Below are 13,612 nucleotides of genomic sequence, written 5' to 3' on the forward strand. Positions count from 1 at the left end.
CTCTCTTCCAGAAAATTATTCAACCGATCGGTTGACAATAAAATCCTGCGCGCGCATATTCAACCACATGGTTGAATTACAAACACATCCGATCGATACGGTCTTTCACGCCCTCAGCGACGGCACGCGCCGCCGCATGCTCCGCGAGCTGGCACAGGGCGAGCGCACCGTCAGCCAGCTGGCCGAGCCGCACGACATGTCGCTCGCGGCGGCCTCGAAACACATCAAGGTGCTGGAAGGCGCCGGGCTGATCCGCCGCGAGATCCATGGCCGCACCCATCTCTGCCGCCTGGAACCCGGCCCGCTCGCGACCGCCCATGAATGGCTCACCTTCTATGAGCGCTTCTGGACCAGCAGGCTCGATATCCTGGAACGCCTTCTCAGGGAGGAGGACGCTCAAAAGAGCGCCCGGGACGAAATCGGGAAGAGCCCGCTGAAATCCCCTGCCCCACGGAAATCTGAACTTGAACCTGAAACGGGAGAAGACCAATGAACGACATGACATCGTTGAACAAATACGGCGCTGTAGCCGAACCTTTCGCCTTCACCATCCAGCGCCGGCTGCCCGGCCCCATCGAGCGGATCTGGGATTACCTCACCGACAGCGATCTGCGCCGCCAGTGGCTCGCATCGGGCATCATACCGGCGCAGGCAGGCAGTTCCTTCGAACTCACCTGGCGCAACGACGAACTGTCCGACTCGTCGGAAGGCAAGCCGGAAGGCTTTCCCGCCGAACACAGCATGCAGAGCGAGGTGATCGCGTTCGAGCCTCCACATCGCCTGGTCTTCTCCTGGCCGCCACGCGGCGAGGTCAGCTTTGAACTACAGCCGGCCGGCAGCGAAATCCTGCTCACCGTCACGCACCGGCGGATCTCCGATCGCCGCAACATGGTCATGGTCGGCGCCGGCTGGCACATGCACCTCGATATCCTGGTCGCCCGGGCGACCGGCGCCAAACCAGAAGCGTTCTGGGAAGGCTGGAGCCGCCTCAAGGAAGAATACGACCGCCGCATCCCGGCCTGAAGCATCGTAGTCGCCTCCGCCCCATGGTCCGGGGACGCCTCGGACCCCGGCGGAGGTCTCAGCCGAACCCTTCCGCCCGCGGTTGGGCCCTCCCATGGAGACAAGCTATGAGCACCCCTTTTACGGGCGGATGCGCCTGTGGCGCACTTCGTTATGAAATCTCCGCCGAGCCGGCGGTCATGGTCGATTGCCAGTGCCGCCAGTGCCAGCGCGAAAGCGGCACCGGTCACGCCTCCCACCTCACTTTCCCAAGCGCTGCCGTCAAGGTCGAGGGCAAGGCCACCCATTGGGAGGCGACCGGCGACGGCGGAACGGTCAAGAGGCGGGCCTTCTGCCCCACCTGCGGTTCGCCGGTCTACATGACGTTCCCCGCCATGCCGGATTACTTCGTCATCCGCGCCGGAAGCCTCGACGATCCGAGCCGGTACAAGCCGCAATTCGTGACCTGGCACGCCGCCGGCCACGCCTGGGACCATCTCGATCCGGCCCTGCCGAAATTCCAAAACATGCCGCCGGCTTGAAGCAGCTTCACACCCGCGCGCAGAACACGTCGAGCGCGTCGAGCTTCACCACGCCCTTGTCGAGCCGCGATAGGAAGCCCGGCAGGTTGACCGGCAGGATTTCCCCGAGCCGTTTCGGCAGGGTGAAATCCTGGGCCTCCCGGGTCAGGTTGAAGATGAACAGCAGTTTTTCGCCGCCTTTCTCGCGCACGAAGGCGAGCAGGTCCTGATTGGTATCGAGGAAGGTCATGTCGCCATCGACAAGCGGCGGATGCGCCTTGCGGAAGGCAAGTGCCGCCCGGTAGTGGTGCAGCACGGACTCCGAAAGCCCCTCCTGCGCATCGACGGCTCGCGCCGCATGATCGCCCGGAACCGGCAGCCAGGTCTTCGAACCCGTGGTGAAGCCCGCATGCGGCTGGCTTGCCTCCCACACCATCGGCGTGCGGCATCCGTCGCGCCCCTTGAAGGCCGGCCAGAAGCGGATGCCGTAGGGGTCGCGCAGGTCCTCGTAGGAAAGCTCCGCCTCGGTCAGCCCCAGCTCCTCGCCCTGATAGAGGCAGATCGAGCCACGCAGAACCGAGATCAGTGTGATCGACAATTTGGCGACGCGATCCTGTTCTTCCGGAGCCTCGATGAAGCGGGTCACGTGCCGCACCACGTCGTGGTTGGAAAAGGCCCAGCAAACCCAGCCGTTCGTCACCGTGTCCTGCACGGTCGTCATCACCTTGCGGATATAGGCGGCGTTGAAGGCCGGGCCGAGCAGGTCAAACGTGTAGCACATGTGCAGCTTGTCGTTGCCGCTGGTGTAGATCGCAAGCGTCGTCAGCGAGCGCGGGCCGTCGCCGACCTCGCCGACCGTCGCGCGCCCCTCATAGGTGTCGAGCAGCGCCCGAAGCCGCTTCAGGAACTCGATATTCTCAGGCTGGCTCTTGTCATAGAGATGGTTCTGCATGGAATAGGGATTGGTATCCGTCTCCATGCCGGCACCGTCCGTGTCGTAGACCATCGGCGGGTTGTTGCGCAGCTGCTTGTCATGGAAATAGTAGTTGACGGTATCGAGCCGGAACCCATGCACGCCGCGGTCGAGCCAGAAGCGCACCGTGTCCAGCATGGCGTTCTGGACATCTGGATTGTGGAAGTTGAGATCCGGCTGGGCGATCAGGAAGTTGTGCATGTAATATTGCTTGCGCACGCCGTCCCATTCCCAGCCCGGTCCGCCGAAGATCGACAGCCAGTTGTTGGGCGCCGTACCGTCCGACTTGGGGTCGGCCCAGACATACCAGTCCGCCTTCGGATTGGTGCGGCTTGAGCGGCTTTCGACGAACCACGGATGCCGGTCGGAGGTGTGGGAAATCACCTGGTCGATGATCACCTTCAGCCCCAGGCGATCGGCTTCCGCCATCATCTGGTCGAAATCGGCCAGCGTTCCGAACATCGGATCGACATTGCAGTAGTCCGAGACGTCGTAGCCCATGTCGGCCATCGGCGAGGTGAAGAAGGGCGAAAGCCAGATCGCATCGACGCCGAGCGAGGCGACATGCGGCAGCCGTGCGGTGATGCCCTTGATGTCGCCGATCCCGTCGCCGGTCGTGTCCTGAAAGGAGCGCGGATAGATCTGGTAGATCACCGCGCCGCGCCACCAGTTTGCATCGACCGCCTTCACCGCCTGCGTCGCCATCTTTGGACTCTCCTTCCGTCAAATGTTCCAGGCCAACCTAGTGCCCCCGGCTTAAAAGACAACGCAAAAGCAAGGCTCTGCCAAGTTCCGGGACTGCTCCCTTGCCACGGCCGAAACTTCGGCCTATGCGAATTTCAAAACACGGGAGAGATGCAATGGGCGGACGGCTTCTTTCGATCGGCGAATGCATGGTGGAGCTGTCGCAGGCGGGCGAAGGCCTGTTGCGTAAAGGTTTTGCCGGCGACACCTTCAACACCGCCTGGTACGCGCGGGCCTGCCTGCCGGCCGAATGGTCGGTGGATTATTTTACCGCGGTCGGCGACGATCCACTGTCGAGCGAAATGCTGTCGATGATGAGGGATGCCGGCATCGGCACGAACTTCGTCCGCCGCATCGAAGGCAAGACGCCGGGCCTTTACCTGATCACGCTGAAGAACGGCGAACGCACCTTCAGCTACTGGCGCGACACCGCCGCCGCCAGGAAATTCGCCGACGATGCCGACCATCTACGCAGTGCCATCGGGGCTGCCGACATCCTCTATTTCTCCGGTATCACGCTGGGTATCCTTAGCCCCGAAGCGGTCGAGACGCTGCTGTCGGAACTGCGCCGCGCCAAGGCCTCCGGCAAGACCGTCGCCTTCGACCCCAATATCCGCCCCCGCCTCTGGCCGAGCAGGGACTATATGCTGCGCACGATCGAGGCAGGCGCCCGCGCGGCCTCGCTGGTCCTGCCGAGCTTCGACGACGAGACCACCCATTTCGGCGACGCGACGGTGGCCGACACCATCTCCCGCTACCATTCGCTCGGCGTCGAGAACGTCGTGGTCAAGAACGGCGCGGATGGCGCGACGCTGAGCTTCGGCGGCACCGCTCCCGTCCACGTCCCTTCGGTCAGGACCGCCCAGCTCGTCGACACCACCAGCGCCGGCGACAGCTTTAACGGTGCCTTCCTGTCACGCCTCGTCCGCGGCACCCCGCCGGCACAGGCCGCGGCCTACGGCGCCTCGGTCGCATCCGTCGTCATCGGCCACCACGGGGCGCTGATCAGCCCGGCGCTGCTGCCGGGCTAAACACCGACGGACACAGCCAGCAGCGACCAGCGACAGAGGCCGAAACCGGCGAAAATTGTCCGGCTGATTTCCTCGCTGCGTCATAAATCAATTCTCAGTCATTATGTGACAGGGTTGGGATCGATGAAACGATCGCTCCCAACGAGGAACAGAAAATGCGTATCGCACTTGCCTTCCTGACCGTCCTGGCCCTCTCCCCGGCCGCATACTCCGCTCCGATCGACGTCCTGACCAAGGCCGAAACGAAGACTTATGAAGCATGGGGAAAGCTCGGCCTGACGGAGCGCCTGGTGACCTTCGTCACCGCGCCCTCCACCGGCTACGGCATCTATCAGGAAAAGCAGTCCAGCATTTTCAAGCCGGGTGAAAAGGTCATCACCTATGTCGAGCCGATCGGATTTGGGTGGAAAGAGCTTCCCCACGACATGTACGAACTCAACTTCGTGTCGGACCTGAAGATCAAGGCGGCGAACGGCGAGGTCATGCTCGACCAGAAGGCCTTCTCCACCAATGTCCTGCAGAGCCACAACGCCAACATGGAATTCTCCATGGATTTCACCCTGACGCTGACGGGCGCGCCGGCTGGCAAATATACCCTGACCTACACGATCCACGACATGAGCAGCGGCCAGACCTCGACGTTCGATCAGGAATTCACCATCGCCGCCAACTAACCGCCCCGGCGTCGGCTGCCCTCGCTCAAGGGTCAGCCGGCAACCCGGAACGATACCGGAAATCCGCGCATCACCGAATTGGCGACCGTGCAGACGCTTTTCGCGCGTTCGATCAGGGCCCTGGTGTCGGCACCGTCGCCCGAGGTGCAGATGACGTCGAGCTCGGCACCGACTGCGATCAATGGCACGCCCTCGAGCTGAAGGGTGACGCTGACGGCGATATCCTCGATATCGATGTTCATCTCGTGCGCCGCGTATCGCAGGTCGTTGCAGAAACACCCGCCGATCGCCAGCGCCAAGAGCTGCGCACCGTTGAACCCGAGATTACGCCCGCCGGCCTTGCCCTCCGGCCGGTCGACGACAATCGTATGGCTGCCGGCCCAGCCCAAGGCCGCCTCGGTTCCGGCCACGTTGCGAAGCTCGACGGTCGACGTAATCATGGGCGATCCTCCTCAGCTGATCTGATGATGCTACCTATCTGAAATCCGTTCAACCTGTGCCCGACACGCCCCCTTCATCAGCCTGTAACAAACTTTTCCGATAGAGGGCCGACAACGCTCCGTCACGCGCGAGTCGTGGACGGATCGGCAACCGGGTTCGGCCTTCCATGACAAGAATAACCATCGTGACGGATGCCTGGTACCCTCAGGTAAACGGCGTCGTCCGTTCGATCGAGAATACCAACCGCGAACTCGCCCAGATGGGCGTCGACGTGGCCATGGTGACGCCGCAGGATTTCACCAGCGTTCCCTGCCCCACCTACCCTGAAATCCGCCTTTCGGTCGCCACCTACTGGCAGATCGCCAGCGCCATCCAGGCGTCGATGCCGACCGCCGTGCATATCGCCACCGAAGGCCCGCTCGGACTGCTCGCCCGCCGCTGGTGCCTCAAGAACAACATCCCCTTCTCGACCAGCTACCACACCCGTTTTCCGGAATACGTGTCGGCGCGCTTCCCCATCCCGGTCCGCTGGCTGCATGGCTTCGTGCGCTGGTTCCACAATGCCGGTAACGGCTGCATGGTGGCGACTGCCAGTCTCGAGCGCGAACTCGCCAAGCTCGGCCTCAAAAACCTGCTGCGCTGGAGCCGCGGCATCGACCAGACCATGTTCCATCCGATGGATCTCGACGAGCGTCCCTTCGACCTGCCGCGCCCGATCTTCATGACCGTCGGCCGCGTCGCGGTGGAGAAGAACCTGCCGGCCTTCCTCGATCTCGACCTGCCCGGCTCCAAGGTCGTGGTCGGCGACGGTCCGGCTCGTGCCGATCTGCAGAGACGGTATCCGAACGTGCTGTTCACCGGCATGAAGACCGGCGAGGATCTCGCCCGCGCCTATGCGCAGGCCGACGTCTTCGTCTTCCCCTCGAAGACCGACACGTTCGGCAATACGATCCTCGAGGCGCTGGCAAGCGGCGTCCCGGTCGCCGCCTACCCGGTCACAGGCCCGATCGACATTATCGAGGAAGGTTCGGGCGCCGGGGCGCTCAGCGAAGATCTGCGCGAGGCCTGCCTTGCGGCGCTCGGCTGCTCGCGTGAAAACGCCCGGACGCTTGCCCGCAAGTTCACCTGGGAGGCGGCGTCGAAGCAGTTCCTGAACAACGTGCTGATCGCCCAAGGACGGCCCAAGCTGCCGGCCCCGCGCGGCGGAATTCGGCCTTCGACGGTGTAGTAGCAGCCCCTCATCCGCCCTGCCGGGCACCTTCTCCCCGTTTTGACGGGGAGAAGGAAACGATGTCGCACCGTTTTCGCCAACCTCATCGCTGCAAAAGGTGGCTGCACTCCGATGGAGCGATTTGAAATGAGCGCTTGCGCCTTGCGTCCTTCTCCCCGTCAGAACGGGGAGAAGGTGGCGGCAGCCGGATGAGGGGCAATCAAGCCCTCAGCGCTTCTTCTTGCGTCCCTCGAACGGATTTTCACCCGCCTTGAAATGCATGCGGATCGGCACGCCGGGAATATCGAAATCGGCGCGCAACCCGTTGATCAGGTAGCGGATATAGCTTTCCGGCAGCGCGTCGGGCCTGGTGCAGGACACCATGAAGGCCGGCGGGCGGGCCTTGACCTGGGTCATGTACTTGAGCTTGAGGCGGCGGCCGGAGACGGCCGGTGGCGGATGCTGGGTCTGCACGCCGTCGAGCCAGCGGTTGAGCCTGGCGGTCGAGATCCGCTTGTTCCACACCTTGTCGGTGTCGATGATGCTCTGCATCAGCTTGTCGAGCCCGTAGCCGGTCTGGCCGGAAATCGGCACGGCGCGAAGCCCCCGCGCCTGCGGCAGCAGCCGTTCCGTCTTTTCGCGCAGATCCGCGAGCACCGCCTGCGTATCCTCGACGAGATCCCACTTGTTGAAGGCGAGCACCGCGGCCCGGCCTTCGCGCAGCACCAGGTCGACAAGCTGCAGGTCCTGCTTTTCGAAGGGAATGGTGGCGTCGAAAACGATCACCACCGTCTCGGCGAACCGGATCGAGCGCAGCGCATCGGCAACCGAGAGTTTTTCGAGCTTCTCCTGGACGCGCGCCTTCTTGCGCATGCCTGCGGTGTCGAACATCTTGATGGTGCGGTCGCGCCATTCCCATTCGACCGAGATACTGTCGCGGGTGATGCCCGCTTCCGGGCCGGTCAGCAGGCGGTCCTCGCCGAGGAAACGGTTGATCAGCGTCGACTTGCCGGCATTCGGGCGGCCGATGATGGCGACGCGCAGCGGCTTCGTCTCGTCGTATTCCGGCTCGGCCTCGTCCGCGCCCTCGTCCGCAAAATCGGAATCCCGGACGTCGATATTGGTCTCCGCCTCGTCATCGTCTTCCGGAAACGCCCGCTCCTCGCCGAGCGCCTCGACGATCGCGTCGCGCAGGTCGATCATGCCCTGGCCGTGTTCGGCCGAGATCGGCACCGGCTCGCCGAGACCCAGCGTATAGGCATCGTAGAAACCGGCGTCGGAACCGCGCGCTTCCGATTTGTTGGCGACCAGCACGACCGGCTTGCCGCTGCGGCGCAGAAGCTCGCCGAAGGTCTTGTCGAGCGGCGTCAGGCCCGACTTCGCGTCGACCACGAACAGCGTCAGGTCGGCATCGTCGACTGCGGCCTCGGTCTGGGCGCGCATGCGGCCTTCGAGCGTCTCGGGTCCCGCCTCTTCGAGACCGGCGGTATCGATGATCGTGAATCTCAGGTCGATGAGCTTTGCGTCGCCCGGACGGCGATCGCGGGTGACGCCCGGCGTGTCGTCGACAAGCGCCAGCTTCTTTCCAACCAGGCGATTGAAAAGCGTGGACTTGCCGACATTCGGGCGTCCGACGATGGCGACGGTGAAGCTCATTCTGTATCCTTAAAGCCCTGGGCGAAAACCGTCAGGGCGCCTTGCCTGAAGAGGCGATGTTGTCGAGCATGATCTGCGCGCGGTTGGCGACGTTACGGGGCGCAGAGGCATCATTGGCAATCTGCTGGAACCATTCCTTGGCTTGCGCAAAGTTGCCGGCCTTGTAGGTGGCAAGACCAAGCGCCTCGCGGGCGGAATTGGCAAGTGGGTTGGCGGGCACCGCCATCGGCTGCACTTCGGCGGCCACCTGTTCATAGGTACCGTTGTCGATCAGGAGCCATGCGGCGCGCATCCTGGCGAGGTCGCGCATCGCCTGCGGCGCTGCGTTGTCCTTGCCGATTGCCGAGAAAGTGGCGATCGCCCCGGCTGCATCACCCTTGGACTGCTGCACCGAGCCGGCACGCAGCTTGGCCAGCACGGGATAGGCGCCGGTGCCGTCTTTTTCGAGTGCTTCGAAGGCGGCGAGCGCCTCGTCGTTCTTGTTTTCCGAAGCAAGCTTCAAGGCCGCCAGAAAACGGTCGCCGGACTGCGAGGAATTATGCGTGTCCCAGTATTCGTAACCGCGATAGGCGGCCGTACCGACGACGATCAGCACGGCGACCGCGATCACGATCCTGCCGTAACGCTGCCATGCCCCCCTGAACTGATCGGAGCGAAGCTCCTCGTTCACTTCGCGAATAAAACTGTCGTCGTCCTGCGCCATCAAAGTCTCCGGCCCAACCGGCCCATCATGCGGAAAAGCGCCTTCTAGCCTATTTTCCCTGAGATGTAAGGCCCCCCTTAACTCCTGTCGCGCAAAAGTGGGCGCCGGTTTTGCCAGGACGGTGAGCGCAAGCCGAAAAACACCCGCCCAGGAACGCTCGTTGGCGCCTTTCGGCAGGAATCCGCACTTAAACCCAACCGCTCAAAGCTTTGCCTTATTCAGCGGCCACAAAGCCGGCTGCCCTTCGCCATGATTCAGGTACCCGATGCGTCCGCTTGCCCTTCCCCTCGCCCTCTGTCTTCTCGCCGCGCCCCTCGCAACCAATGCAGCGGACAATACCTCTGGCAAGCCGAAACAGCTGGTGATGGTCTCCTTCGACGGCGCCGGCGCCAACAATCTCTGGCAGCGCAGCCGCGATCTCGCCCGGCGCACCAACGCCCATTTCACCTATTTCCTCTCCTGCACGCTGGTCATCGAGCGCGCCAATGCCAAAAGCTATCAGGCGCCGAACGAGAAACCGGGCAAATCGAATATCGGCTTTGCCCAGACGGCTGCCGAGGCCCGCGAAAGGCTAGGCCACGTCTGGCAGGCGCATCTCGAAGGCCACGATATTTCCAGCCATACCTGCGGCCATTTCGACGGCAAGGACTGGACGGCGGCCGATTGGACCGCTGAGTTCACCACCTTTCACGACGTGATGACCGATGCCTGGAAGACATCAGGCGCCGGATCGGATGAGCCTCCAGGCTGGAAAAATTTCGTCGCGACCGGGATCACCGGTTTCCGCGCTCCCTATTTTTCCATCGGTCCCGGCTTGGTCGAAGCCGAAAGACGGGCCGGCATCCGCTATGACGCCAGCCTCGTCACCAAGGGACCGATGATGCCGGAGGAAAAGGGCGGCCTCATCCGCTTCGGGCTGCCGCTTATCCCGGAAGGTCCGGCGGGTCGGCCGATCATCGCCATGGACTACAACCTCTTCATCCGCCATTCCGGCGGCATCGACAATCCGAGCAGTTCCGCCGAATTCGAGGAACGCGCCTATTCCGCCTTCAAGGCCGCCTTCGACAAGGAACATGACGGCGACCGCATCCCCCTCCAGATCGGCCTGCATTTCGTCGAAATGAACGGCGGCGCCTATTGGCGGGCGATGGAACGGCTGGTGACCGAAGTCTGCGGCAAGCAAGACGTCGCCTGCGTGAGTTATCCGGAGGCGATCAGGCTGATCCGCGAACGGGAGAAGCCGCGGGTGGCATCGGGGTTGTAGGGATCTTTGCCGGGGACGATTTCCCCACCTACAAAAAACCAGCCCAACCCCGTCAACTCCTTACCCGCATTCACGTCCCCGTCCGTCCCCGCCTCCCCGAACCCATCCCATAATCACCCCGTCATCGGATGGGAAACCGGGTTCGCGAACCGGCATTCTCCTCCAAGGGTTTTCGGACCCCGGTTTCCGGTGATGGCTGTCGAACGTGGTGGAACGGGAACCGACAATTCCCGGAAAGCTGCAGGAACCGGCCGGGGCAGGCAAAACCACCTACCTCCCATATACTCGACACCGCCTGCCCCATTCCCAAACCAAAACCGCGCCGGACAAGACGTCCGGCGCGGCCAAAATGCTGTCCTAAGACCTGTTACCCAAATCAATAGGGCTTATCGGCCGCAAGTTCGCCGGCTTCGGCCTCCCGTTCCAGGTAATGCTGGTCGATGGTCGGCAGCGGTTGATCGTCGATGGCTGCTTCGAAGGCCTTGAGGCGCTTGTGGATGGAGAGCAGTTCGATGATCGTCGTCCAGGAATTGACCAAGTACTGAAACGAGTTGCTCACCTGGCCGAAGGCGGTGGCGATCTGCTGATAGATACCATAGGTGATCTTGCCTGCGACGATCGTCGGCACCAGCATCAGCAACAGGAACACGGCATCCGCCTGGATGTAGAAATAACGCGCCACGTTGAAATAGAGGTAGTGGAAGTACATGCGGAAATAGTTCCGCCGCACGTTGCTGTAGAGCTCCTTGATGGTCGCCGGTTGGGCACGGTCGGCATGGTCCTCGCCGTAGACCAGTTCCTTGCGGTAGGCCGCCTCCACGCGCTGGTTGCGGAAGTTCAGCCCCGGCAGCTTGACCCCGACGGTCGCCAGAAGGATCGTGCCGAAGGCCGACCAGAAGATCGCCAGCCAGAACAGCGCATGCGGTACTTCACCGATCAGCGGCAGCTCGGAAACGTAACCCGACAGCGCGAACAGGATCGGCAAGAAGACGACCAGCGTCATCACTGCATTGATCAGGTTGATGCCGAGGCCCTCGAGCGTCGCCGAAAACCGCATCGTATCTTCCTGGACACGCTGGGACGCGCCTTCGATGTGGCGCAGCTTTTCCCACTTCGACATGTAGAAATCGTTCATCGCCGTGCGCCAGCGGAAGATGTAGTGGCTGGTGAAAAAGTCCGTCAGGATTGAGACGGCCATGCTGAGGAAGACGATCTGGGCGAAGACGATCTGAAGATCGTAGAAATTCCAGGCGGTAATACCCGGCTGCTTGGAAAGCGCATTCTGCAGCAGGTCGCCGAACGGTCGTCGCCAGTTGTTGATCACCACCGAAACCTGCACCCCGAAATAGGTCACTGCGATGATCAATAGCGACCCCCAGATCGACCAACGTTTCCAGGGATGATCCTTGGCAATCACGGTCCAGACACCGCCGAAAAGCCCAAGGCAGACCGCCAGATACGCGTAGAACCAAAGGTTCGCCGGCACCAGGAAATATGAAAGGTCGAAGGGTTCTTGCTCCGGCATCACATATCCAAGTGACGCGCCAACACCGTCGAAGACGAAATACCAGGCCAGGATGGTAACGATGGCCCAAACGACGCCGGAAATTGCGAACAGTTTAGGTCGGGGAAAGAATGAGTGGAACACGGAGCTTGGGCTTTCCTGAGTTCGAGTCGACGGGATGTCGGAACGACTATTGAGCCGGAAACTAAGGCAGTTCCAAGGGAGCGGCAATGGCCGCGTTCCGTGGTTACGTAATTGTAACCGTGGGATTATTCGGAGGCGTTGCGCGCAACCGGGAGTGCGAGCAGGACGCAGACGACAAGCGCCGCCGCCGCGATCAGCGTCGGGGCGACAAAACTGCCGCCACTTGCTTCAGCGATCCAGCCGGCCACAAGCGGGCCGATGATCTGGCCGGTGCCGAAGGCGGCGGTGGCCGAGGCGAGCGCCCGGCGGGGGCTTTCCGGCGAGAGTTTCCGGCCGATCTGCAGCCCATAGGCGGTGATCACCATGAAGGTGACGCCGAGCAGCAGCCCTCCGACAAGCGCGCCCGCAGTCGGCGGCAGCATGACCGAACCGAGCACCCCGACCATCTGCAGCCCGAGCGCGGCGGTATAAGCCCTGGCGAGCCCGAAGCGGTTGACCACCGGCCGCCACAGGATCAGCGAGACGGCGGCGGCCGAACCGGTCAGGAACCAGGCGAGGAATTCGACGACCGGGCCGGCATTGCCGATCCGCGCGATGGTGACGAGGAAGGTCGCGGTGATCACGTAGCCGAAGCCGAACAGGCCATAGGAGGCGGTGAGCAGCACCAGCGGCCTGCGCCATTCAAGCGGCGGTTCGACCACTGAGCCGGTGCCGATCGCCTGTTTCGGCAGGATCCAGGCGACGACGGCGAGCACGACGAGCACGATCGCCGCACCGGCAAGCCAGTTCACGCGCCATCCATGTGCGCCATCGCCGGCCACCGCGTTGACAACGAAGACCAGCGCCGAAGACAGGGCGATGCCGAGTCCGACACCGCCGAAATGCAGGACGTTCACATTGTCGCGGCCGACTGCGTAGGGCAGCACGATCGACGAGGTGAAGATCATCGCAAGCGCGCTCGCAAGCCCTGCCAGAAACCGGATGACGATGAAGGCGACGACGGAATCGGTCGCAGCCATGGCAGCGAGCAGGATCGCGGTCGCCAGAAGCCCGCCGAGCGCCACATTGCGCTCACGCCCAGCCGCCCAGCCGTAGGCGGAGAGAATGGCGCCGGCGAGATAACCGGCGAAATTGCCCGCCGCGATATAACCCGCGTCGGCCGCCGAAAGGGGGATGCCCGTCATCATCCCGGGCAGGATCGGCGTGTAGAAGAAGCGCCCGAAACCCATCGCCGCCGCCATGGCGATCGAGCCGGCAAAGCCGATCAGCAGGGGGCGGTGCGAATAGCTCGTATTGATCTGCAGCATGGAACGGTTATCGCAGCCGCGCCCGGCCGCGGCAAATGAGGAATTTTCATTGCAGCGATGCACCGCAATGATGGATCGGTATTCAAGCGATCGTGCATGTGCCGCGACGATTTGGTGCAGTGCAGGACCGAAACCGTCTTGCTGCTGACATGAAAGCCAGCCAATCTCTCACCCATCGCCATCGGGGCGCGGAGGCATGCGCATGGAACATGACCTGACCCTATCCGAAGTACTCGTCGATCCGTTGATCACCCAGCTTCGCCAGGCCGACTCCGTCGGTTACGCCGCTTTTGCACAATTGCTGCAGAGCGCCGCCCGCGTCCATACGCGCCAGATGCTTGGAAACCTTCAGACAGAGCGTACCGACGCCTTCTATCGTCGTGTCGATGCCGTGTCTGGCGGCAACAAACACAACTGACCGATCTGCCGTAACGGCAG

The 13,612-nt window shown here is 62.7% G+C and carries 14 protein-coding genes; 8 read left to right on the plus strand and 6 right to left on the minus strand.

The genetic code is table 11. The annotated features are described in order from the left end of the window. The first annotated feature begins 67 nt into the window (after window positions 1-67). The 3 genes from C5L10_RS06995 (at window position 68) to C5L10_RS07005 (ending at window position 1,544) form a co-directional block, all read left to right on the plus strand. Window positions 68-493 carry a helix-turn-helix transcriptional regulator gene (locus C5L10_RS06995; RefSeq protein ID WP_105429052.1) on the plus strand — a complete coding sequence of 142 codons (426 nt, stop codon included), beginning with the start codon at window positions 68-70 and terminating at the stop codon, window positions 491-493. Continuing rightward, the gene (locus tag C5L10_RS07000) at window positions 490-1,023 is read left to right on the plus strand and encodes an SRPBCC family protein (protein WP_105429053.1); all 534 of its coding nucleotides are present in this window, start codon (window positions 490-492) and stop codon (window positions 1,021-1,023) included. Before C5L10_RS06995 ends, C5L10_RS07000 begins: the two co-directional genes overlap by 4 nt. Window positions 1,024-1,130: 107 nt before the next feature. Continuing rightward, on the plus strand, window positions 1,131-1,544 hold the full coding sequence (locus C5L10_RS07005; RefSeq protein WP_046666585.1) for a GFA family protein: 414 nt from the start codon (window positions 1,131-1,133) through the stop codon (window positions 1,542-1,544). Between the two features lie 7 nt (window positions 1,545-1,551). Here C5L10_RS07005 and C5L10_RS07010 read toward each other — a convergent pair whose 3' ends face one another. Continuing rightward, window positions 1,552-3,201, minus strand: a complete 1,650-nt coding sequence (locus tag C5L10_RS07010) for an alpha-glucosidase family protein (RefSeq protein ID WP_105429054.1) — start codon at window positions 3,199-3,201, stop codon at window positions 1,552-1,554. A gap of 155 nt (window positions 3,202-3,356) precedes the next feature. Here C5L10_RS07010 and C5L10_RS07015 point away from each other — a divergent pair, with 155 nt between their 5' ends. Beyond that, window positions 3,357-4,271 carry a sugar kinase gene (locus C5L10_RS07015; protein WP_105429055.1) on the plus strand — a complete coding sequence of 305 codons (915 nt, stop codon included), beginning with the start codon at window positions 3,357-3,359 and terminating at the stop codon, window positions 4,269-4,271. 155 nt (window positions 4,272-4,426) lie between these two features. Then, window positions 4,427-4,945, plus strand: a complete 519-nt coding sequence (locus tag C5L10_RS07020; RefSeq protein ID WP_105429056.1) for a hypothetical protein — start codon at window positions 4,427-4,429, stop codon at window positions 4,943-4,945. A 32-nt stretch (window positions 4,946-4,977) separates the two neighbouring features. Here C5L10_RS07020 and C5L10_RS07025 read toward each other — a convergent pair whose 3' ends face one another. Then, window positions 4,978-5,385, minus strand: a complete 408-nt coding sequence (locus tag C5L10_RS07025) for an OsmC family protein (protein WP_105429057.1) — start codon at window positions 5,383-5,385, stop codon at window positions 4,978-4,980. Window positions 5,386-5,552: 167 nt separating this feature from the next. On the opposite strand from C5L10_RS07025, the gene C5L10_RS07030 reads away from it, so the two are divergent. Next, window positions 5,553-6,614, plus strand: coding sequence for a glycosyltransferase family 1 protein (locus tag C5L10_RS07030; protein WP_105429058.1), 1,062 nt, complete (start codon window positions 5,553-5,555; stop codon window positions 6,612-6,614). 210 nt (window positions 6,615-6,824) lie between these two features. Here C5L10_RS07030 and der read toward each other — a convergent pair whose 3' ends face one another. Then, window positions 6,825-8,252, minus strand: coding sequence for a ribosome biogenesis GTPase Der (gene der, locus C5L10_RS07035; RefSeq protein WP_105429059.1), 1,428 nt, complete (start codon window positions 8,250-8,252; stop codon window positions 6,825-6,827). A gap of 31 nt (window positions 8,253-8,283) precedes the next feature. Continuing rightward, window positions 8,284-8,955 (minus strand): tetratricopeptide repeat protein, encoded by a 672-nt coding sequence (locus C5L10_RS07040; RefSeq protein ID WP_105429060.1) that lies wholly within the window; start codon window positions 8,953-8,955, stop codon window positions 8,284-8,286. 265 nt (window positions 8,956-9,220) lie between these two features. On the opposite strand from C5L10_RS07040, the gene C5L10_RS07045 reads away from it, so the two are divergent. Next, on the plus strand, window positions 9,221-10,219 hold the full coding sequence (locus C5L10_RS07045; protein ID WP_105429061.1) for a polysaccharide deacetylase: 999 nt from the start codon (window positions 9,221-9,223) through the stop codon (window positions 10,217-10,219). Window positions 10,220-10,595: 376 nt separating this feature from the next. Here the strand turns inward: C5L10_RS07045 and sbmA are convergent, their stop codons facing one another. Together sbmA and C5L10_RS07055 are read right to left on the minus strand one after the other, a co-directional pair. Then, entirely contained in the window at window positions 10,596-11,867 is a 1,272-nt protein-coding gene (gene sbmA / locus C5L10_RS07050; RefSeq protein ID WP_105429062.1) for a peptide antibiotic transporter SbmA, read from the minus strand. A gap of 125 nt (window positions 11,868-11,992) precedes the next feature. Beyond that, window positions 11,993-13,174 (minus strand): YbfB/YjiJ family MFS transporter, encoded by a 1,182-nt coding sequence (locus C5L10_RS07055; RefSeq protein ID WP_245447944.1) that lies wholly within the window; start codon window positions 13,172-13,174, stop codon window positions 11,993-11,995. A 202-nt stretch (window positions 13,175-13,376) separates the two neighbouring features. Here C5L10_RS07055 and C5L10_RS07060 point away from each other — a divergent pair, with 202 nt between their 5' ends. Beyond that, window positions 13,377-13,592, plus strand: a complete 216-nt coding sequence (locus C5L10_RS07060; protein WP_046666601.1) for a hypothetical protein — start codon at window positions 13,377-13,379, stop codon at window positions 13,590-13,592. Window positions 13,593-13,612: the final 20 nt, after the last annotated feature.

Source organism: Neorhizobium sp. T6_25 (assembly GCF_002968555.1).
Taxonomy (GTDB): domain Bacteria; phylum Pseudomonadota; class Alphaproteobacteria; order Rhizobiales; family Rhizobiaceae; genus Neorhizobium.